Annotated in this window: 16 protein-coding genes; 9 read left to right on the top strand and 7 right to left on the bottom strand. The window is 68.4% G+C overall.

Annotated elements, in window-relative coordinates:
• Nucleotides 1-40 precede the first annotated feature (40 nt).
• Together AC5P9I_RS01230 and AC5P9I_RS01225 are read left to right on the top strand one after the other, a co-directional pair.
• Nucleotides 41-916, top strand: a complete 876-nt coding sequence (locus AC5P9I_RS01230) for a phosphate/phosphite/phosphonate ABC transporter substrate-binding protein (RefSeq protein WP_049468096.1) — start codon at nucleotides 41-43, stop codon at nucleotides 914-916.
• Nucleotides 913-3,039 carry a putative bifunctional diguanylate cyclase/phosphodiesterase gene (locus AC5P9I_RS01225; RefSeq protein WP_049468098.1) on the top strand — a complete coding sequence of 709 codons (2,127 nt, stop codon included), beginning with the start codon at nucleotides 913-915 and terminating at the stop codon, nucleotides 3,037-3,039. Before AC5P9I_RS01230 ends, AC5P9I_RS01225 begins: the two co-directional genes overlap by 4 nt.
• A gap of 66 nt (nucleotides 3,040-3,105) precedes the next feature.
• On the opposite strand, the gene epmB is transcribed toward AC5P9I_RS01225, so the two are convergent.
• Nucleotides 3,106-4,122 carry an EF-P beta-lysylation protein EpmB gene (gene epmB / locus AC5P9I_RS01220; RefSeq protein WP_187756666.1) on the bottom strand — a complete coding sequence of 339 codons (1,017 nt, stop codon included), beginning with the start codon at nucleotides 4,120-4,122 and terminating at the stop codon, nucleotides 3,106-3,108.
• Between the two features lie 120 nt (nucleotides 4,123-4,242).
• Here epmB and efp point away from each other — a divergent pair, with 120 nt between their 5' ends.
• The 5 genes from efp (at nucleotide 4,243) to AC5P9I_RS01195 (ending at nucleotide 8,509) form a co-directional block, all read left to right on the top strand.
• On the top strand, nucleotides 4,243-4,809 hold the full coding sequence (efp, locus tag AC5P9I_RS01215) for an elongation factor P (RefSeq protein WP_005410381.1): 567 nt from the start codon (nucleotides 4,243-4,245) through the stop codon (nucleotides 4,807-4,809).
• A gap of 205 nt (nucleotides 4,810-5,014) precedes the next feature.
• Complete coding sequence (locus AC5P9I_RS01210) at nucleotides 5,015-6,358, top strand: TRZ/ATZ family hydrolase (protein ID WP_130767868.1); 1,344 nt, start codon at nucleotides 5,015-5,017, stop codon at nucleotides 6,356-6,358.
• Between the two features lie 26 nt (nucleotides 6,359-6,384).
• Nucleotides 6,385-7,101, top strand: a complete 717-nt coding sequence (ubiG, locus tag AC5P9I_RS01205) for a bifunctional 2-polyprenyl-6-hydroxyphenol methylase/3-demethylubiquinol 3-O-methyltransferase UbiG (RefSeq protein WP_032956138.1) — start codon at nucleotides 6,385-6,387, stop codon at nucleotides 7,099-7,101.
• On the top strand, nucleotides 7,098-7,793 hold the full coding sequence (locus AC5P9I_RS01200) for a phosphoglycolate phosphatase (RefSeq protein ID WP_130767869.1): 696 nt from the start codon (nucleotides 7,098-7,100) through the stop codon (nucleotides 7,791-7,793). Before ubiG ends, AC5P9I_RS01200 begins: the two co-directional genes overlap by 4 nt.
• A gap of 11 nt (nucleotides 7,794-7,804) precedes the next feature.
• Nucleotides 7,805-8,509 (top strand): isoprenoid biosynthesis enzyme family protein, encoded by a 705-nt coding sequence (locus AC5P9I_RS01195; RefSeq protein WP_049468111.1) that lies wholly within the window; start codon nucleotides 7,805-7,807, stop codon nucleotides 8,507-8,509.
• Between the two features lie 89 nt (nucleotides 8,510-8,598).
• On the opposite strand, the gene AC5P9I_RS01190 is transcribed toward AC5P9I_RS01195, so the two are convergent.
• Genes AC5P9I_RS01190 through yidD form a run of 3 tightly spaced genes read right to left on the bottom strand, consistent with a single transcriptional unit; the run spans nucleotide 8,599 to nucleotide 10,989 of the window.
• Entirely contained in the window at nucleotides 8,599-9,444 is an 846-nt protein-coding gene (locus AC5P9I_RS01190) for a M23 family metallopeptidase (protein WP_049468112.1), read from the bottom strand.
• Nucleotides 9,444-10,790 (bottom strand): dihydroorotase, encoded by a 1,347-nt coding sequence (locus AC5P9I_RS01185; RefSeq protein WP_130767871.1) that lies wholly within the window; start codon nucleotides 10,788-10,790, stop codon nucleotides 9,444-9,446. Before AC5P9I_RS01185 ends, AC5P9I_RS01190 begins: the two co-directional genes overlap by 1 nt.
• Nucleotide 10,791: 1 nt before the next feature.
• Nucleotides 10,792-10,989: a membrane protein insertion efficiency factor YidD gene (yidD, locus tag AC5P9I_RS01180; RefSeq protein WP_229302008.1), complete on the bottom strand. Its 198-nt coding sequence runs from the start codon at nucleotides 10,987-10,989 to the stop codon at nucleotides 10,792-10,794.
• A 329-nt stretch (nucleotides 10,990-11,318) separates the two neighbouring features.
• Between yidD and dksA the strand changes: the two genes are divergently transcribed.
• Complete coding sequence (dksA, locus tag AC5P9I_RS01175; protein WP_088475973.1) at nucleotides 11,319-12,548, top strand: RNA polymerase-binding protein DksA; 1,230 nt, start codon at nucleotides 11,319-11,321, stop codon at nucleotides 12,546-12,548.
• 383 nt (nucleotides 12,549-12,931) lie between these two features.
• Here dksA and AC5P9I_RS01170 read toward each other — a convergent pair whose 3' ends face one another.
• The 3 genes from AC5P9I_RS01170 to cysS are packed head-to-tail and all read right to left on the bottom strand — an operon-like array spanning nucleotide 12,932 to nucleotide 16,061.
• Nucleotides 12,932-14,179, bottom strand: coding sequence for an MFS transporter (locus AC5P9I_RS01170; RefSeq protein ID WP_053505941.1), 1,248 nt, complete (start codon nucleotides 14,177-14,179; stop codon nucleotides 12,932-12,934).
• The gene (locus AC5P9I_RS01165) at nucleotides 14,176-14,628 is read right to left on the bottom strand and encodes a SufE family protein (RefSeq protein ID WP_049468120.1); all 453 of its coding nucleotides are present in this window, start codon (nucleotides 14,626-14,628) and stop codon (nucleotides 14,176-14,178) included. Before AC5P9I_RS01165 ends, AC5P9I_RS01170 begins: the two co-directional genes overlap by 4 nt.
• A 56-nt stretch (nucleotides 14,629-14,684) precedes the next feature.
• Nucleotides 14,685-16,061, bottom strand: coding sequence for a cysteine--tRNA ligase (gene cysS / locus AC5P9I_RS01160; RefSeq protein WP_130767873.1), 1,377 nt, complete (start codon nucleotides 16,059-16,061; stop codon nucleotides 14,685-14,687).
• A 187-nt stretch (nucleotides 16,062-16,248) separates the two neighbouring features.
• On the opposite strand from cysS, the gene AC5P9I_RS01155 reads away from it, so the two are divergent.
• Nucleotides 16,249-16,812 carry a glycine zipper 2TM domain-containing protein gene (locus tag AC5P9I_RS01155; RefSeq protein WP_053460905.1) on the top strand — a complete coding sequence of 188 codons (564 nt, stop codon included), beginning with the start codon at nucleotides 16,249-16,251 and terminating at the stop codon, nucleotides 16,810-16,812.
• The last annotated feature ends 257 nt before the right edge of the window (nucleotides 16,813-17,069 follow it).

Genomic DNA, 17,069 nt, shown 5'->3' with positions numbered 1-17,069 from the left:
TCTGCGAAGGGCAGTGCAGAGGGGACTGCTGAGCCTGGTGATGATCCTGCTGGCCGGGACGGTGCATGCAGCACCGGATCCGGTGCTGGTGCTGGGCCGGATCAGTGATGATCCGCAGGCGCATTACGAGCAGCTGCAGCCCTTGCTGGACTATGTGGTGGCACGCATGCATGACGTCGGCATCACCGAAGGACGGATCCTGATGGCACGCGATCCACAGCAGATGGCCAGCTATCTGCGGCGGGGCCGGGTCGACTGGGTCACGGAAACGTCGGGCACGGCAGTGGCGCTGGGCCAGCGCAGTGGCGCACGGCCGCTGCTGCTGACCGAGCGCAATGGCGTGCGCCAGTACCAGACGGTGTTCTTCGTGCGCCGCGACAGTCCGATCCAGCAGCTCCAGGGGCTGCGCGGGCATCGCCTGGCGCTGCAGAACACAGCGTCGACCAGCGCCTACCTGGTGCCGGTGATGACGCTGCTGCAGCAGGGGCTGGCGCCGCAGATCCTGGCCGGCGTGTGGGACGTGCCGGGCCGGGACAGTGTGGGGTACGTGTTCGCGCGGAGCGAGTTGAACATCGCCACGTTCGTGCACAAGGGCATGGTCGAGGCAGGGGCGGTGAGCAGCGTGGACTGGAACGACGAGCGACGGGTGCCAGCGGCATTCCGGCGCGACTTCCGCGAGCTGCTGCGCACCGAACCCTACCCGCGGGCGGTGGAGATGGTCCGCGCCGACCTCGATCCGGCGGTGCGTGAGCGGCTGCGGGATGTCCTGCTGCAGGCGGCCAGCGACCCGCAGGCGCAGGGGGCGTTGCATCGGTTTTTCGGCACTTCGGGTTTCCACCGCGTCGATGCGCATGCGCAGCAGCGGCTGGATGAATTGAAACAAGGATTGACGCGCGTGCGGATGGAAGTGGAATGAAGTGGCTCGGCTCGGGAATGCAGGCCCGGTTCCTGCTCGCGATGGGCGGGGCGATGGTCGTGGTGGTGGCGATCCTGGCGGTGCTGCTGGGGCGGCAGGCGGCGATGCAGGGCGAGGTGCGCAACCTCAGCGGCGGCGTCATCCATGAACTGTTCGACCGCAGCGTGCGCAGCCGTGGCGAGGCCATGGCGCGCGAGCTGTCCGATGCACTGGCCAATCCGCTGTACTACCGCGACCTGGACCAGGTCGGTGCGCTGGTGCGCGGCACGGCACGGCAGCCGGTCGTGCGCTATGTGCTGGTGTTTGACGAGCGTGGGCGGCTGGTGCATGACGGCTCGATCGAAGTCTCCGGCTTCGGCCAGCCGATGACCGACCCGCTGGCCCCGAAGGCCGCAGGGGCGCAGGCGCTGGTGGTGCAGGAGTCGCCCAAGGTGCTGGACAACACCATGCCGATCATGGTCGGCAACCAGCGCATCGGTGGCGTGCGGGTCGGCATGGCGCTGGACGAGGTGCAGCAGCGCGAGCAGGCGGCCAATGCCACCCTCGGCGAACGCCTGCAGCAGGTCGGCAGCCGCCACCTGGGCTGGCTGCTGCTGATGCTGGGCCTGCTGGTGGTGATCGGGGTGGCGGTGATCGTGTACGTGCAGCGTACCCTGGTCGCGCCGATCCGGGACCTGGCCGCGGCGGCGCGCCGCATCGAGGCGGGCGACTACCAGGCGCCGCTGGCCGAGAACACCCGCAATGACGAGGTCGGCGAGCTGGTGCGTGGTTTTGCCCGCATGCGCGACGCCATCGCCCGGCATGACCGCGAGGTGCGGCGCATGGCCTATACCGACGCGCTGACCGGGCTGACCAACCGGTTGGCGTTTCGCGAGGCGCTGGACCATCGCCTGATGGCGGCGCGCGCGTCCAATCATCGGCTGGGCCTGCTGTTTGCCGATATCGATGATTTCAAGCGCGTCAATGACACCCTCGGCCATGAGGCCGGTGACGAAGCCCTGCTGCAGTTCGCGCAGCGCATCGGTCGCGCGGTGACCGAAGCCGGTGGCGACGAGGCACTGCTGGCGCGCTTCGGCGGCGACGAGTTCGTGATCCTGGTCGGCGAGGGCGATGTGGCCGCGAACGCGCGCCTGCTGGCCGAGGTGCTGGTGCGCGAGTTGGGCAAACCGCTGGTGGTGCAGGGCAGGGAGCTGTTCCTGGGGACCTCGATCGGCGTGACCCTGTTCCCGGACGACGCGGCCGATGCCACCACGCTGCTGAAGAACGGCGACATCGCCATGTACCAGGCGAAGATGGCCGGCAAGAACTGCTATCGCTACTACAGCCGGGCGATGGACCATGCGGTCGAGCGCCGCGTGCACATGGAGCAGGAGCTGCGCGGGGCCTGGGAGCGCGGCGAGCTGCGCCTGGCCTACCAGCCGATCTTCCGCATGCGCGACCGGCGGATGGTCGGTGTCGAGGTGCTGCTGCGCTGGCAGCATCCGACCCTGGGCACGATTCCGCCGTCGGTGTTCATCGAAGTGGCCGAGCAGAGCGGGTTGATCGAGATCATCGGCCCGAAGGTGCTGCGCGCGGCGTGCATGGAGGCCGCGCAGTGGCCGCGTGGCGCGGCCGGCGACGACCTGTTCGTCTCGGTGAACGTGTCGCCACGCCAGCTGCGCGGCGGTGAACTGCCGGCACTGGTCGCGCAATGCCTGCATGAGTCCGGGCTGCCGGCGTCGCGCCTGCATCTGGAGCTGACCGAAACCGCGGTGATCGGTGACGAGATGGTCGCCGCGCAGCTGCTGGACAAGCTGCACCGCACCGGCGTGAAGGTCTGGCTGGACGATTTCGGCACCGGCTTCTCCGGGCTCAGCCACCTGCGCCAGGTTCCCGTTGACGGCGTGAAGATCGACAAGAGTTTCGTGGCCGACATGCAGCGCGATCCCGACGACCTGGCCCTGACCACGGCGATCATCGCCATGGCCCACGCGCTGGGCATCACCGTGGTGGCCGAGGGCATCGAGCAGCAGGCGCAGTACGAACTGCTGGCGCAGCGCGGTTGCGACCTCGGCCAGGGCTACTGGCTCAGCCACCCGGTGACCGCCACCGAAGTGGTGCGGATGATCGAATCGGGCCTCTGACCGACGGTTGTTGTGTCGGGGTCAGATCCCTATTCCGCAGGAAAAGGGATCTGACCCCCTGCGGAATTACACCGGGCGCTTGCTCGGATCGCCGGGCAGTTCGCGCACCAGCTTGGGAATCAGGTAACCGGACAGGCGTGCGGTCAGGCCGGCAATCAGCGCCTTGGCCCGGGCATCGTCCACTTCGAAGTGGGCCACGCCTTCGACCCGGTCCAGCTGGTGCAGGTAGTACGGCAGCACGCCGGCGGCGAAGCTGCGCTCGCTCAGGTCGTGCAGGGCCTGCACGCTGTCATTGACCCCGCGCAGCAACACCGCCTGGTTCAGCAGCTGGGCACCCAGGCCGCGCAGGCGGGCCATCGCCGCGTTCACGCTGGCATCGAACTCATTGGCGTGGTTGGCATGCACCACGATCGCCAGCGGCCACGGCAGGCTGCCCAGCCAGGAGACCAGTTCATCGTCCACGCGTTCCGGCAGCACGATCGGCAGCCGGGTGTGGATGCGCAGGCGACGGATATGCGGGATGGCGCGCAGGGCGTCGGTCAGCTCGACCAGCTTGTGCGTGGCCAGCGACAGCGGGTCGCCGCCAGACAGGATCACCTCGTCGATGTCCGGATCGCCTGCGATGGCGGCCACCGCTTCCTGCCAGCCGCCCTTGGCGGCGTTCTCCGCGGCATAGTCGAAATGGCGGCGGAAGCAGTAGCGGCAGTTGATGGCGCAGCTGCCGGTGGCGACCAGCAGGGCGCGGCCGCGGTACTTCTGGATGACGCCGGTGGCCTTCCTGGCTGCACCATCGCCCACCGCATCGAAGCTGAACCCGGGCGCCGGACGCATTTCCTCGTCGATCGGCAGCACCTGGCGCAGCAGCGGATCGGCCGCGTCGCCGGGGCGCATGCGGGCCACGAAGCCCTCCGGAACGCGCAGCGCGAACTGGGCCATGGCCGCTTCGGAGACGCCCAGTGCCGCCGGGTCCAGCTGCAGCCGGGCCAGCAGGGCGTGCGGGTCGCGCAGCGCCTGGCGCCAGAGCTGCTGCCAGCGCGCGGGCGCACCGGGCGACTGGGGCCGGGGGAAGGCGGAAAGCTGCATGGAGAGGGGGCCTGCGGTTATCATGGGGGCAGAAAAACAGTCGCCCACCGGCATCCGGTGGGCTTTCCATTCTAACGGCTCGCCGCACCCGCGGCGTTTTTGCCACACAGGAGTTTACGCATGGCCAGCTACGGCATGAACGACGTCAAGAACGGGATGAAGATCCTGGTCAACAACCAACCGGCCGTCATCATCGACACCGAATACGTCAAGCCGGGCAAGGGCCAGGCCTTCACCCGCGTGAAGTACCGCCTGATCAAGGACGGCCGTACCCAGGAAGTCACCATGAAGTCGACCGACTCGCTGGATGCAGCCGACGTCGTCGATACCGACATGAACTTCATGTACAGCGACGGCGAATACTGGCACTTCATGGACCCGGAATCCTTCGAGCAGGTCCAGGCCACCAAGGCCGGCATGGGCGGCGCCGAGAAGTGGCTGAAGGGCGAAGAGTCCTGCGTGGTCACCCTGTGGAATGGCGAGCCGATCTTCGTGCAGCCGCCGAACTTCGTCGAGCTGAAGATCACCGAAACCGATCCGGGCGTCCGTGGCGACACCTCGGGCGGCGGCGGCAAGCCGGCGACCCTGGAAACCGGCGCCGTGGTGCGCGTGCCGCTGTTCGTCAACCAGGACGAAGTGATCCGCGTCGATACCCGTTCGGGCGAATACTCCGCACGCGTCAAGTAAGGTTCCGGCCATGGGCCGACCTTACGGTAGTGCCGGCCGCTGGCCGGGTACGCGCCAGCGCATTCGCGCTGGCGCTCCCGTGATCTGCTTCGGCAGATCATGGGCCCCGCTTCACGAGTCTCCAGACCCCGCCGCTTCGCGGCAGCCCCTGACTCAGGGGCGTGTCCCCAGAAGTACCTCGCCGCCCCCCAGCCAGTGAGCCCGCATGAGCGATAGCCCGCACCTCCCCGAAGCCTGCGACCTGCTCATCGAAGCCGGTTATGTCGTTCCGATCGAGCCGCATGCGGTGGTGCTGGAAGACCACGCCGTTGCCGTGCGTGGCAGCGAGATCGTCGCCATCCTGCCGCGTGCGGAAGCACGCGCACGCTTCCGCGCTGCGCAGGTGGTCAGCCGCCCCGAGGCCGCGCTGATGCCGGGCCTGGTCAACGCGCACACGCACAACCCGATGACCCTGCTGCGCGGCGTCGCCGACGACCTGCCGCTGATGACCTGGCTGCAGCAGCACATCTGGCCGGTGGAAGCGGCCGTGATCGGTCCTGAGTTCGTCGCCGACGGCACCACCCTGGCCATCGCCGAGATGCTGCGCGGTGGCACCACCTGCGCCAACGAGAACTACTTCTTCGGCGACGTGCAGGCCGCGGTCTACAAGAAGCACGGGTTCCGCGCGCTGGTCGGTGCGGTCATCATCGATTTCCCCACCGCCTGGGCCAAGACCGACGACGAGTACTTCGCCAAGGCCGGCGAACTGCACGATCAGTGGCGCACCGATCCGCTGATCGGCACCGCGTTCGCGCCGCATGCGCCGTACACGGTCAACGATGCCAACTTCGAGCGGGTGCGGATGCTGTCCGACCAGCTCGACATGCAGGTGCACCTGCACACCCACGAGACCGTGCAGGAAATCAACGATTCGATCAAGCTGCACGGCCAGCGCCCGCTGGCGCGGCTGGATCGGCTCGGCCTGGTCAACGACCGCCTGATCGCGGTGCACATGACCCAGCTGACCGATGCGGAAATCCACCTGTGCGCCGAGCGTGGCGTCAGCGTGGTGCATTGCCCGGAATCGAACCTGAAGCTGGCGTCCGGTTTCTGCCCGGCCTGTGCCCTGCAGCGCGCAGGCGTGAACCTGGCGATCGGCACCGATGGCTGCGCCAGCAACAACGACCTGGACATGTTCAGCGAGAACCGCACTGCGGCGATCCTGGCCAAGGCCGTGGCCGACGACGCCACCGCGCTGGACGCGGCGACCACGCTGCGCGCGTCCACGCTGGGCGGTGCCCGCGCGCTGGGCTTCGGTGACCGCATCGGTTCGATCGAAGTCGGCAAGCAGGCCGACCTGGTCTGCGTCGACCTGTCTGCGCTGGAAACCCAGCCGCTGCACAACGTGCTGTCGCAGCTGGTGTACGCCACCGGCCGCCAGCAGGTCAGCGACGTCTGGATTGCCGGCAAGCCGAAGCTGGTGCAGCGCGAACTGGTCGGCATGGACCTGCCGGGCATCATCGCCAACGCGCGCCAGTGGCGCGAGCGCATCCGCCATATCCGCGCCTGATCCCTGGCGCCGCAAGGACATCCCCCATGACTGCCCCCCACGCTTCCTCCAATTTCGATCAGGCCGAGCTGGACAAGTTCGCCGCACTGGCCAACCGCTGGTGGGATGCCGACGGCCCGCAGAAGCCGCTGCATGCGTTGAACCCGGTGCGCCTGCAGTACGTGGCCGACCGCGTGCCGCTGCGTGGCGCGCGCGTGCTCGACATCGGCTGCGGTGGTGGCCTGCTGAGTGAAGCGCTGGCCCAGGCCGGTGCCGACGTCACGGCCATCGACCTGGCCCCGGAACTGGTCAAGGTCGCGCGACTGCATGCGCTGGAAAGCGGCGCCCAGGTCGATTACCGCGTGCAGGCGGCCGAGGATCTGGCCGCCGAGCAGCCCGCCAGCTTCGACGTGGTGACCTGCATGGAAATGCTCGAGCACGTGCCCGATCCCGGCGCGATCATCGAGGCCTGCAAGCGCCTGCTGAAGCCGGGCGGGCATCTGTTCCTGTCGACCATCAACCGCACCGCCGCCGCGTTCGCGGTGGCGATCGTCGGCGCCGAGTACGTGGCCCGGCTGCTGCCCAAGGGCACCCACCACTACCAGGAATTCATCAAGCCGGCCGAGCTGGCGCGCTGGCTGCGCGAAGCCGACCTGCAGCTGGTGGACGTCAGCGGCATGGCCTACGAGCCGTGGCGCAACCATGCCCGCCTGAGCAGCCGCACCGACATCAACTACCTGGCCTACGCGGTCAAGCCGGCATGACCGCCGCCGGCTTTCCGCGCGCGGTGCTGTTCGACCTGGACGGCACCCTGCTGGACAGCGCACCGGATTTCGTCGCCACCTGCAACGCGATGCTGGCCGAACGCGGCCGTGCACCGGTCGATCCGGCGGTGCTGCGCCCGGTGGTCTCCAAGGGCTCGCGTGCGATGGTCGGGGCCGCCTTCCCGGACCTGGATGCCGCCGCGCGCGATGCGCTGATCCCGGAATTCCTGCAGCGCTACGAAGCGCTGATCGGCCAGCACGCGGTGCTGTTCGATGGCGTGGCCGGCATGCTCGCCGCGCTGGATGACGCCGGCACGGTGTGGGGCATCGTCACCAACAAGCCCGAGTACCTGGCACGCCTGATCCTGCCGCAGCACGGCTGGCAGCAGCGTTGCGCCGTGCTGGTGGGCGGTGACAGCCTGTCCGAGCGCAAGCCGCATCCGCTGCCGCTGCTGCACGCCGCGCAGGCGATTGCCGTTGCCGCCGAGGACTGCGTCTACGTGGGGGACGACGAGCGTGACATCATCGCCGCACGCGCGGCCGCGATGCCGTCGGTGGCGGCGCTGTGGGGCTACCGCCTGCACAGTGACGACCCGCTGGCCTGGCAGGCCGACGTGCTGGTCGAGAACGCCGAACTTCTGCAACTGGCCAGTCTCTGGCCGACCCGGCCGGCAGCCCCGGCCCAGCCGTAAGGAACCCCGTAGTGAGCAGTACCGCGCTGGACAGTTTCCTCGACAAGTGGCGCAGCCGTTGGCCGGAATGGTCGGTGGCCGCCCCGTTCGTGGCCGAATCACAACGCGAGCTGGCAGTGGCGTGGTTTGCGCTGCTGCAGGAGTTCGACGACATGCTCAACACCAGCGGCGATCCGCTGCCGGCCGACGCCAAGCTGGCGTGGTGGGGCGAGGAACTGCGCAGCTGGGCGGCACACCGTTCGCGCCACCCGCTGGGCCGCCTGCTGGAGCCGGTGCGTGCGCCGTGGGCGCAGCTGGCCGAGGCGCTGCCGGACCTGGTCGAGGCGCGCACCGTTGCATTGGACGTGGCCGGTGCCGAGCGCGCGCTGGCCCATTACGCTGACGCCGTGGCTGCGGTGGAAGTGGCGCTGTTCGCTGACAAGCCGCGCACCGGTGCCGGTCGTGCGGTGCAGCTGCAGACCCTGGCCCAGCGCCTGCAGGATGCCGGCGTGGCCGGTGTGCCGCGCAGCCTGCTGGATGAAGATTCCAGTACGGCCGCGCAGCGCTGGGCGCAGCACCTGTTGAAGGGGTGGGGCACCCGCGTGCCCGGCCCGCGCGCGCGCCGCGTGTGGTCCAGCCTGGCGCGTGCGCGCCTGGCGGCGCAGGCCGCGGGCAAGCCGATCGAAGCCACCCCGGTGCGCACCCTGCTGCGCGTGTGGTGGGCGGCGCGCGGTTGATCCAACGTAACGGGTAATGCCGGCCGCTGGCCGGCATCCAGCAGGGCGCCGAAGAGGATGAGGTTGCCGGCCAGCGGCCGGCAGTACCGCTATTTGCGTTCCAGCACCAGCAACGGGTCGATACGGGTATCGAACCAGTTCATGCCCCAGTGCAGGTGCGGCCCGGTGGCGCGTCCGGTGGCGCCGACCGCGGCGATCACCTGGCCCTGTTCCACGCGGTCGCCGACCTTCACGTCGATGCGCGACAGGTGCAGGAAGTTGGAACTGACCCCGAAGCCGTGATCAAGCAGCAGTGTGCCACCGGTCAGGTACAGGTCCGGGCCGGCGAAGGTGACGATGCCGGCAGCCGGCGCCTTCACCGGGGTGCCGGTCGGCACCGCGATGTCCATGCCGGAGTGACCGGCGCCGGGCTGGCCGTTGTACACCCGCGCATTGCCGAAGCGGCCGCTGATGCGGCCCTGTACCGGCCAGATGAAGGTCTGGGTGAAGTCGGTGCGGTCGTCGTCGCGCGCACGTGCGGCGGTCACCTGCGCCTGTTCGCGCTTGATCCGCTCGGCGATCGCCGGCGGCGGATTGACCGTCTTCGGTGGTACGCCGTTGACCCGCTCGGTCGGCCAGTCGCGCGGCGTCACCGCGATGGTCGCGGTCTCGCTGCCACCGTCGGGCCGTTGCACCTGCACGCGCAGCGGACCCTTCTCGTCGCGGCCGATGCCGAACACCACGCTGCCATAACCGCTCACCCGCAGCTGGCGGCCGGCGTACTGCACGCGGCTGCCGGCGGGAACCTTGCCGATCACCAGCGCGCCCTGCGACGCACTGGCCGGGAACACCACGCGGCTGTCGATCAGGCGGCCGATGCCATCCTGCGCGTGCAGCGTGGGTACGGAAAACAGGGGCGTGGCCAGCAGCGCCCCGATCAGAAGTGCCGAACGCATCAGCGGTCGTAGGTCATGCGCTGGCCGGCCGGTTCGCCCACCATTTTGCTGCCGTCCCACACCAGCTGGCCGTTGACCCAGGTGGAGGCGATGCGCGAACCGAAGGTGGTGCCTTCAAACGGCGACCAGCCGCACTTGGACAGCACGTCCTCGCGCTTGACCGTGAACGGCACGTCCTCGACCAGCACCAGGTCGGCGAAGTAGCCCTCGCGCAGGAAACCGCGCTCCTCCACATCGAACAGCTGCGCCGGGGCATGCGCGAACTTCTGCACCACCTGCTCGCGGGTCAGCTTGCCTTCGTGCACGCGCTCCAGCGCGGCCACCAGCGCATATTGCACCAGCGGCAGGCCGGAGGGCGCCTGCGCGTAGGGCTTCTGCTTCTCTTCCCAGGTGTGCGGCGCATGGTCGGTGGCCAGCACGTCCAGCACGTCGTCGGCCAGCGCAGCGGTGATCGCCTCGCGGTCGGACACTTCCTTGATCGCCGGGTTGCACTTGATCAGGTTGCCCTTGGTCGCATAGTCCGGGCGCGCGAAATGCAGGAAGTGCACGCAGGTTTCGGCGGTGATCTGCTTGCGGCTGCCGTCGGCACGGATCAGCGGGCCCTTCTCGAACAGCGCCAGCTCGTCGGCGGTGGAAATGTGCAGCACGTGCAGGCGGGTGCCGTGCTTGCGTGCCAGCGACATCGCCAGCCGGGTCGACTTGATGCAGGCCTCGCGCGAGCGGATGTCCGGGTGCATGTCCGGGGTGAGCGCGTCGCCGTACTTCTCCTGGAAGGCCTTCAGGTTGGCATCGATCATCGGCGTGTCTTCGCAGTGCGTGATGATCGGGGTCGGGCATTCGCGGAAGATCGCGTCCAGCGTTTCCGGATTGTCGACCAGCATGTTGCCGGTGGACGCGCCCATGAACACCTTGACGCCCGGGGCCTTCTTCGGGTCCAGGGCGCGGATCGCCTCCAGGTTGTCATTGCTGGCGCCGTGGTAGAAGCCATAGTTGGCCCAGGCACGGCCGCACGCGAGTTCGTACTTGGCTTCCAGGATGGTCGAATCCAGCGTCGGCGGGTTGGTGTTGGGCATGTCCATGAAGCTGGTCAGGCCACCGGCCACGGCCGCCGCCGACTCGCTGGCGATGTCGCCCTTGTGGGTCAGGCCCGGTTCGCGGAAGTGCACCTGGTCATCGATCATGCCGGGCAGCAGCCAGCGTCCGGCCGCGTCCACCACCTGCTCGCCGTCGCGCGGCGCGAGCCCGCTGCCGATCTGCGCGATGCGGCCGTTCTCGATGCGCAGGTCACCATCGAAGGTGCGGCCTTCGTTGACCATGCGGGCGTTGGTGATGAGGGTGGAGGACATGTCAGTGTTTTCCTGTGCAACGGCAAGAGGGGGCGTTGGGGGACTCGGGCACGGGATCGAAGCCGCCGGGATGGAACGGATGGCAGCGGCCCAGCCGGCGCGCAGCCAGCCAACTGCCGCGCAGCGGGCCGTGCCGCGAGATGGCGTCCATCGCGTATTCAGAACAGCTCGGCACGAAACGGCAGCGCGGCCCCAGCATGGGGCTGATGAAGCGCTTGTAGAAGCGCAGCAGGGCGATGAGCAGGCGCGAGATCACCCAGTCATCTTATGCCAGTTGGCATGAAGGCCGCATTTGTGCAGGATGGGTCGTTGGTCGCATGTCGCCGATGGCCTGCGACCGGTACCAGCACCGTCGGGTGCTGGCCAGGTTCCGTACCGCGCAAGGCGGTCCGTGTTCGTCGGACTGCCCTCCAGGGCGCCTTGGCTCCAGGACTGAATGGAGCAGGGTGCCAAGGTTGCTGCTGCGGGTCGGGTAGGCTATAAAGGCCCGCTTTCCCGGGCCCCGGGAAATCCAAGGAAGAGCGTTTCGTGGCTGCTAAAAAAACTGCAAAGAAGGCCGCAACGGCCGCCAAGAAAACCGCCAAGCCTGTTGTGAAGAAGTTGGCGGCAAAGCCCGTTGCCAAGAAGCCGGCCAGCAAGCCGGTCAGCAAGGCAGCGTCCTCGCAACCGGCGGCCAGGAAGGCCACCGCAAAGAAAGCGCCGGCCAAGGCAACCAAGCCGGTGGCAAAGAAGGCCGCTACCGCGCCCGCCAAGGCCAAGCCTGCTGCCGGCAAGAAGGCGCCAGTGGTGAAGAAGGCCACCAGCAAGGCCGCGCCGGCAAAGAAGGCCGCCGCCAAGCCGGTGGCCAGCAAAGCAGCCGCCAAGCCGGCGCCGAAGGCGACGGTGAAGAAGGCGGCAGCCAAGCCGGTCGCCAAGCCGGCGGCGAAGAAGGTGCCAGCGGCCAAGCCGGTCGCCACGCCCGCTGCTGCAAAGAAGGTTGCCAAGAATGTCGCCGCGCCGGCCGCAAAGCCGACGCCGGCCCCTGTAGTGAAGTCCGCACCGAAGCCTGCCGCCAAGGCGGCTCCGGCCAAGCCTGTCCCGGCCAAGACCGTGGCAGTGGCAGCAGCCCAACCGGCTTCCAAGCCGGCCCCGGCCGCCGCCCCTGCCGCTGCGAAGGCCCCGCAATCCAAGAATCCCGTGCCCGTTTCGAAATCGCCTGCCAAATCCGCCGTGAAATCCGATTCCGCCCCGAAGACCGTGTCGCGCCCTGTCGGCAAGGTTGCCGTGGCCGTCGCCGCCCGCTCGGCAGCACCGGCCCCGCGCAGCAAGTACAAGGTGGTCGAATACAAGACCGACGAGGCCACCGGCCGCCCGATCCTCCCGGCTGGCTACAAGCCGTCCTCGGAAGAGGAATACATGAGCCCGCTGCAGCAGGAATACTTCCGCCAGCGCCTGCAGAACTGGCGCGCGGACCTGGTGGAGGAGTCCAAGCAGACCATCGAGAACCTGCGCGAGGAAGTGCGTGACATCGGTGACGAAGCCGAGCGCGCGACGCGCGAGACCGAGAACTCGCTGGAACTGCGTACCCGCGACCGCTACCGCAAGCTGATCGGCAAGATCGACAGCACCCTGAAGCGCCTGGAAGCCGGCGACTACGGTTACTGCGTCGACACCGGCGAAGAGATTGGCCTGGAGCGCCTGGAAGCGCGCCTGACCGCCGAGCGCACCATCGACGCCCAGGAGCGTTGGGAGCACCTGCAGAAGCAGCAGGGCGACTGATTCCTGATCGTTGTCTGGTCATGCAGAAAACCCGGCCTTGGCCGGGTTTTTTGTTGGCGGATCGTTGGTACGCGATCGTGGCTGGCACGGGCAGTGGTGAACCTTGTTGGGTCCGCCTTGTAGCGAGCCGAGCACCGCAGGGGAATCAGGGGCGAAGAGGCCGCTCTATCCTGTAGAGCCGACTGCTGGTCGGCTGGCTCTCCGCGCCGTCCCCTGATTCACCGAGGAGCACAGGACACCGGTGCGCAGCACCGGCTCGCGGATGGCGGCGCGTTTCTTTGGTTACTTTCTTTTCGCGAAAAGAAGGTGACAAGCCCAATCATCGACGGAGAGCAACGGCCCCAGCCAAACGCCCGGCGCCGCCGAATCCGCTGTTCGCAGCGTCACTGCAGGTCGCGAAGATTCAGTTTCCGCAGCGTCGGGTTCTTCCACGCGGTGATCCCGGCCACGCTCAGCACGGCGAACCCACCCAGCACCACGGCCGGCACCAGGCCGAGCAGTTTTGCCATCGTGCCGGCATAGAACGCGCCCAGCTCGTTGGACGAACTGATGAAGATGCCGTTGATCGACGATACGCGACCGCGCATCTCTTCCGGCGTGGCCAGCTGCAGGATGGTCGAGCGGATCACCACCGAAACGCCATCGAAGGCGCCGTAGAACAGCAGGATCAGCGCCGACAGCCAGAAGTGCTGCGACAGCCCGAAGCCGATCACGCACAGGCCGAACCCGGCCACCGCGAACAACAGCACGCGGCCGGCGTTGCGGTGCAGCGGGTGGCGCGCCAGCCACAGGCCGACGCACACCGAGCCCAGCGCCGGCATGGCGCGCAGGATGCCCAGGCCTTCCGGGCCGTGGTGCAGGATCTCGTGCAGGAACGCCGGCAGCATCGCCACCACCCCACCCAGCAGCACCGAGAACATGTCCAGCGCCATTGCGCCGACCATGATCCGGTTGCCGACCACGAAGCGCGCGCCTTCGGCGATGCTCTTGAAGATCGGGGCGGCCGGGCCGGCATGCACCGGTTCTTCCACTTTCAGCGTGGCCAGGCAGGCCATCGCCACCAGCGCGAAGGCGGTGGCTACCGCGTAGGACAGGCCCTTGCCACCGAAGCCGACCAGCACGCCGCCCAGTGCCGGGCCGGCGATCATGCCGGCCTGGAACACCACCGCGCCCAGGCCGGCGCCACGGGCGAACTGGTCACGGGCCAGAACGCGCGCGAACAAGGCGTTGTAGATCGGCGACAGGAAGGCGCGGACCATGCCGGTCAGTGCGATGGCCGCATAGATCGGCCACACGCCGTCAATCGGCAGCCCGCCCATGGCCACGCTGGTCAGCACCAGGGCGGTGGCGATCAATCCGCAGCAGGCGACCATGCCCAGCCGGCGCCGCGGCAGGTGGTCCACCAGGTAACCGGCGAACGGCGCCACGCAGAAGAACGGCACGACCTCGGCCAGGCCGATCAGGCCCAGCGAGAACGGATTGCGGGTGACTTCGTAGATGTGCCAGCCAACGGTGACCGCGACCACCTGGTAGGACAGCATCGCAAAGATGCGGTACGCCAGCAGCCTGGCGAAGCCGGGCCGGGACAGCAGGCCCAGCGCGGTGTCTTCGGCCGTGGCAGGTTCGCTCACGACGGGTCGCGCTGCAGCTGGGCCTGCGCGGTCTCGCGGATGAAGGCCAGCATCGCCGCCACGCCGTTGCTGCGGGTGGGCGAGAGGTGGCGGGCCAGGCCGATGTCCTGGATGTAGCTCGGCTCGGTGTCCAGGATTTCCCGCGCCGAGCGCCCGGAGTACACGCGCAGGGCCAGGAAGATCAGGCCGGAGACAATCGCCGAATCACTGATGGCATGGAAGCGCAGCGACTGCGCGTTGCCTTCGGGCACGATCCAGACCATCGACTGGCAGCCGAGCAGGCGATGCTGTTCGGTCTTCCAGTCTTCAGGGAAGGGCGGCAGCTTGCGGCCGAGGTCGATCAGGTACTGGTAGCGCTCGGACCAGTCGCCGAAGAAGCCGAATTCCTCGGCGATGGCGGCCTGGGCCTCGGCGGCGGTGGGTTCAAGCGGGAACGGGGAGTCGGTCACAACAGTCTCTACGGTGGGGCGTGGCCGGCGGACCGGCCACGGGGCAGGGCGGGTCGTCAGCCGCGCTTGCGCGACCAGCGCACGCCCTGCGGGGTGTCTTCCAGCACGATGCCTTCGGCGGCCAGCTGGTCGCGGATGGCGTCGGAACGGGCGAAGTCGCGCGCCTTCTTGGCGGCGGCACGCGCATCGATCAGGCCCTGGATGCGGGCATCGTCGCCGTCATCGCTGGCGGTGGTGCCGAACCACTGTGCCGGATCGGCCTGAAGCAGTCCCAGCGCCAGGCCGGCACCGAGCAGCTCACCCTTCAGGCGTGCCTGCTCGGCCGGGTCGGTGGCCCGGCGCGCATCGGCGGCGATGCGGGCCACTTCGGCCAGCGCCTGCGGCGTGTTGAGGTCATCATCCAGGGTGGCCTCGACCGTGGCCGGGATCGCCACGGCCGCCTCGACCGATGCCAGTTCGCGCAGGGTGCCGTACAGGCGGTCCAGGGTGCGTACCGACTGCTCGATCAGCGCATCGGACCAGTCCAGCGGCTGCCGGTAGTGGGCCGACAGCAGGGCCAGGCGCAGCGCTTCCGGCGGATGCTGGCGCACCAGGTCGTGCACGCGCTCGATGTTGCCCAGCGACTTGCTCATCTTGGCGCCGCCGAAGTTGAGCATGCCGTTGTGCAGCCAGAAGCGGGCGAAGATCCTGCCGCCGTGGGCGCATTCGCTCTGCGCGATCTCGTTCTCATGGTGCGGGAACTGCAGGTCGACGCCGCCGGCGTGGATGTCGATGGTCTCGCCCAGGTGGGCGGCGGCCATCGCCGAGCATTCGATATGCCAGCCCGGACGGCCCCGGCCCCACGGCGATTCCCAACCGGGCAGGTCGTCGCTGGACGGCTTCCACAGCACGAAATCGCCCGGGTCACGCTTGTACGGTGCCACGTCGACGCGGGCACCGGCCAGCATTTCGTCCGGGTCGCGGCGCGAAAGCTTGCCGTAGCCGTCGAAGCTGGCCACCGCGAACAGCACGTGGCCCTCGGCGGCATAGGCATGCCCATTGGCGATCAGCTGCTCGATCATCGCAATGATCTGCGGCATGTGCGCGGTCACTTCCGGCTCGATGTCCGGCGGCACCACGCCCAGCGCGGCCATGTCTTCACGGTAGGCGGCGGCGAAGCGGTCGGTGATGGTGCTGATCGGCACCCCCTGCTCGCGCGCGGCGGTGTTGATCTTGTCGTCCACGTCGGTGATGTTGCGGGCGTAGCGCAGTGCGCCGAAACGGCGCCGCAGCAGGTCGGCCAGCACCCCGAACACCACCGGGCCACGGGCGTTGCCGATGTGCACGTAGTTGTAGACCGTCGGGCCGCACACATACAGGGTCGGACAGGCCGGGTCGAGCGGGGTGAACGGTTCGAGCTGGCGAGTCAGGTTGTTGTGCAGGCGCAGGGTCATGGGGCTGTGGCTGGGGGACAAGCCTGTGATTTTAGAACGTGTCGCGCCCCTTTGGGGGCACCGGTTGCCACCGGTGGACGCCGGTTGTTCCAGGGTGGGGTGGGCAGGAGCGGCGTGGACGGGTAATGTTCAGCCCCTTGCGCTCGCCACTGCCTACACTATTGCCGTGTCCTTGCTCCCGTCGCCAATGAAACCCACCGCGTTGCTGACCCTGGCCTGCCTGTCGGCGCTGCCCGCCGTGGTGCTGGCGCAGGAGGCCGAGCCCCGCAACCGGGTGGTGATCGTGGAGAACGTGAAGTTCGACTACGCCCAGGTGCTGAATGTCGAGCCGGTGTTCCAGACCCTGCGCGCGACCCGCACCGAGGAGCATTGCGAGCCGGTGTCGACCCGTACTCTGGCCCCGGTCAACGTGACCGGCGAGGAACCGGTCGAGGACAAGGGCCGGATCAGCCGCTTCTGGGACTCGGTGCGCTCGATGTTCAAGCGCAGCGATGACGAGGTTTCCGAGGACCCCGCTGCCGAGACGCCCGCCCCGGCCCCGGCCAGCAACGGGCCGATGCTGACCCGCGACTGCCGCATCGTGCCGGTGGGACGTGAGTTCCGCCGCCCCATCGCCTATGACGTGGATTACGTCTACAAGGGCACCAAGTACCGCTCGCGGCTGCCGGAAGACCCCGGCAACCGGCTCAAGATCCGGGTGTCGATCACCCCGTGGGTCGGCCCTGAGCAGGGCACGGCCAGCAATCCCTGATTCTGCGACCCGGGCCCCTTGCGCCGGCCCCGGTCGCATGCAAAGATAGCCGGCCATGAAGCTCACCGACTTCCAGCACGACAGCAGCGCAGCCCGACAGGCGTCGGGCATGACCTCGCGTGCGCGTCGACCGGAACCCCACATTCTCGCTGGGTAACCGGAGCTTTTTGCTGTTCGTCCGAAAAAAACCCAGCCCGCCGGCTGGGTTTTTTTCGTTTCCGCGTTCTGAAAGCTGCAACTGCAACCTTTTCGCTCCA

It is taken from the genome of Stenotrophomonas sp. YJH_SMC_29 (genome assembly GCF_059371235.1).
The sequence above is the reverse complement of the archived record's forward strand: the minus strand, read 5'-3'. Positions and strand labels throughout refer to the sequence as shown.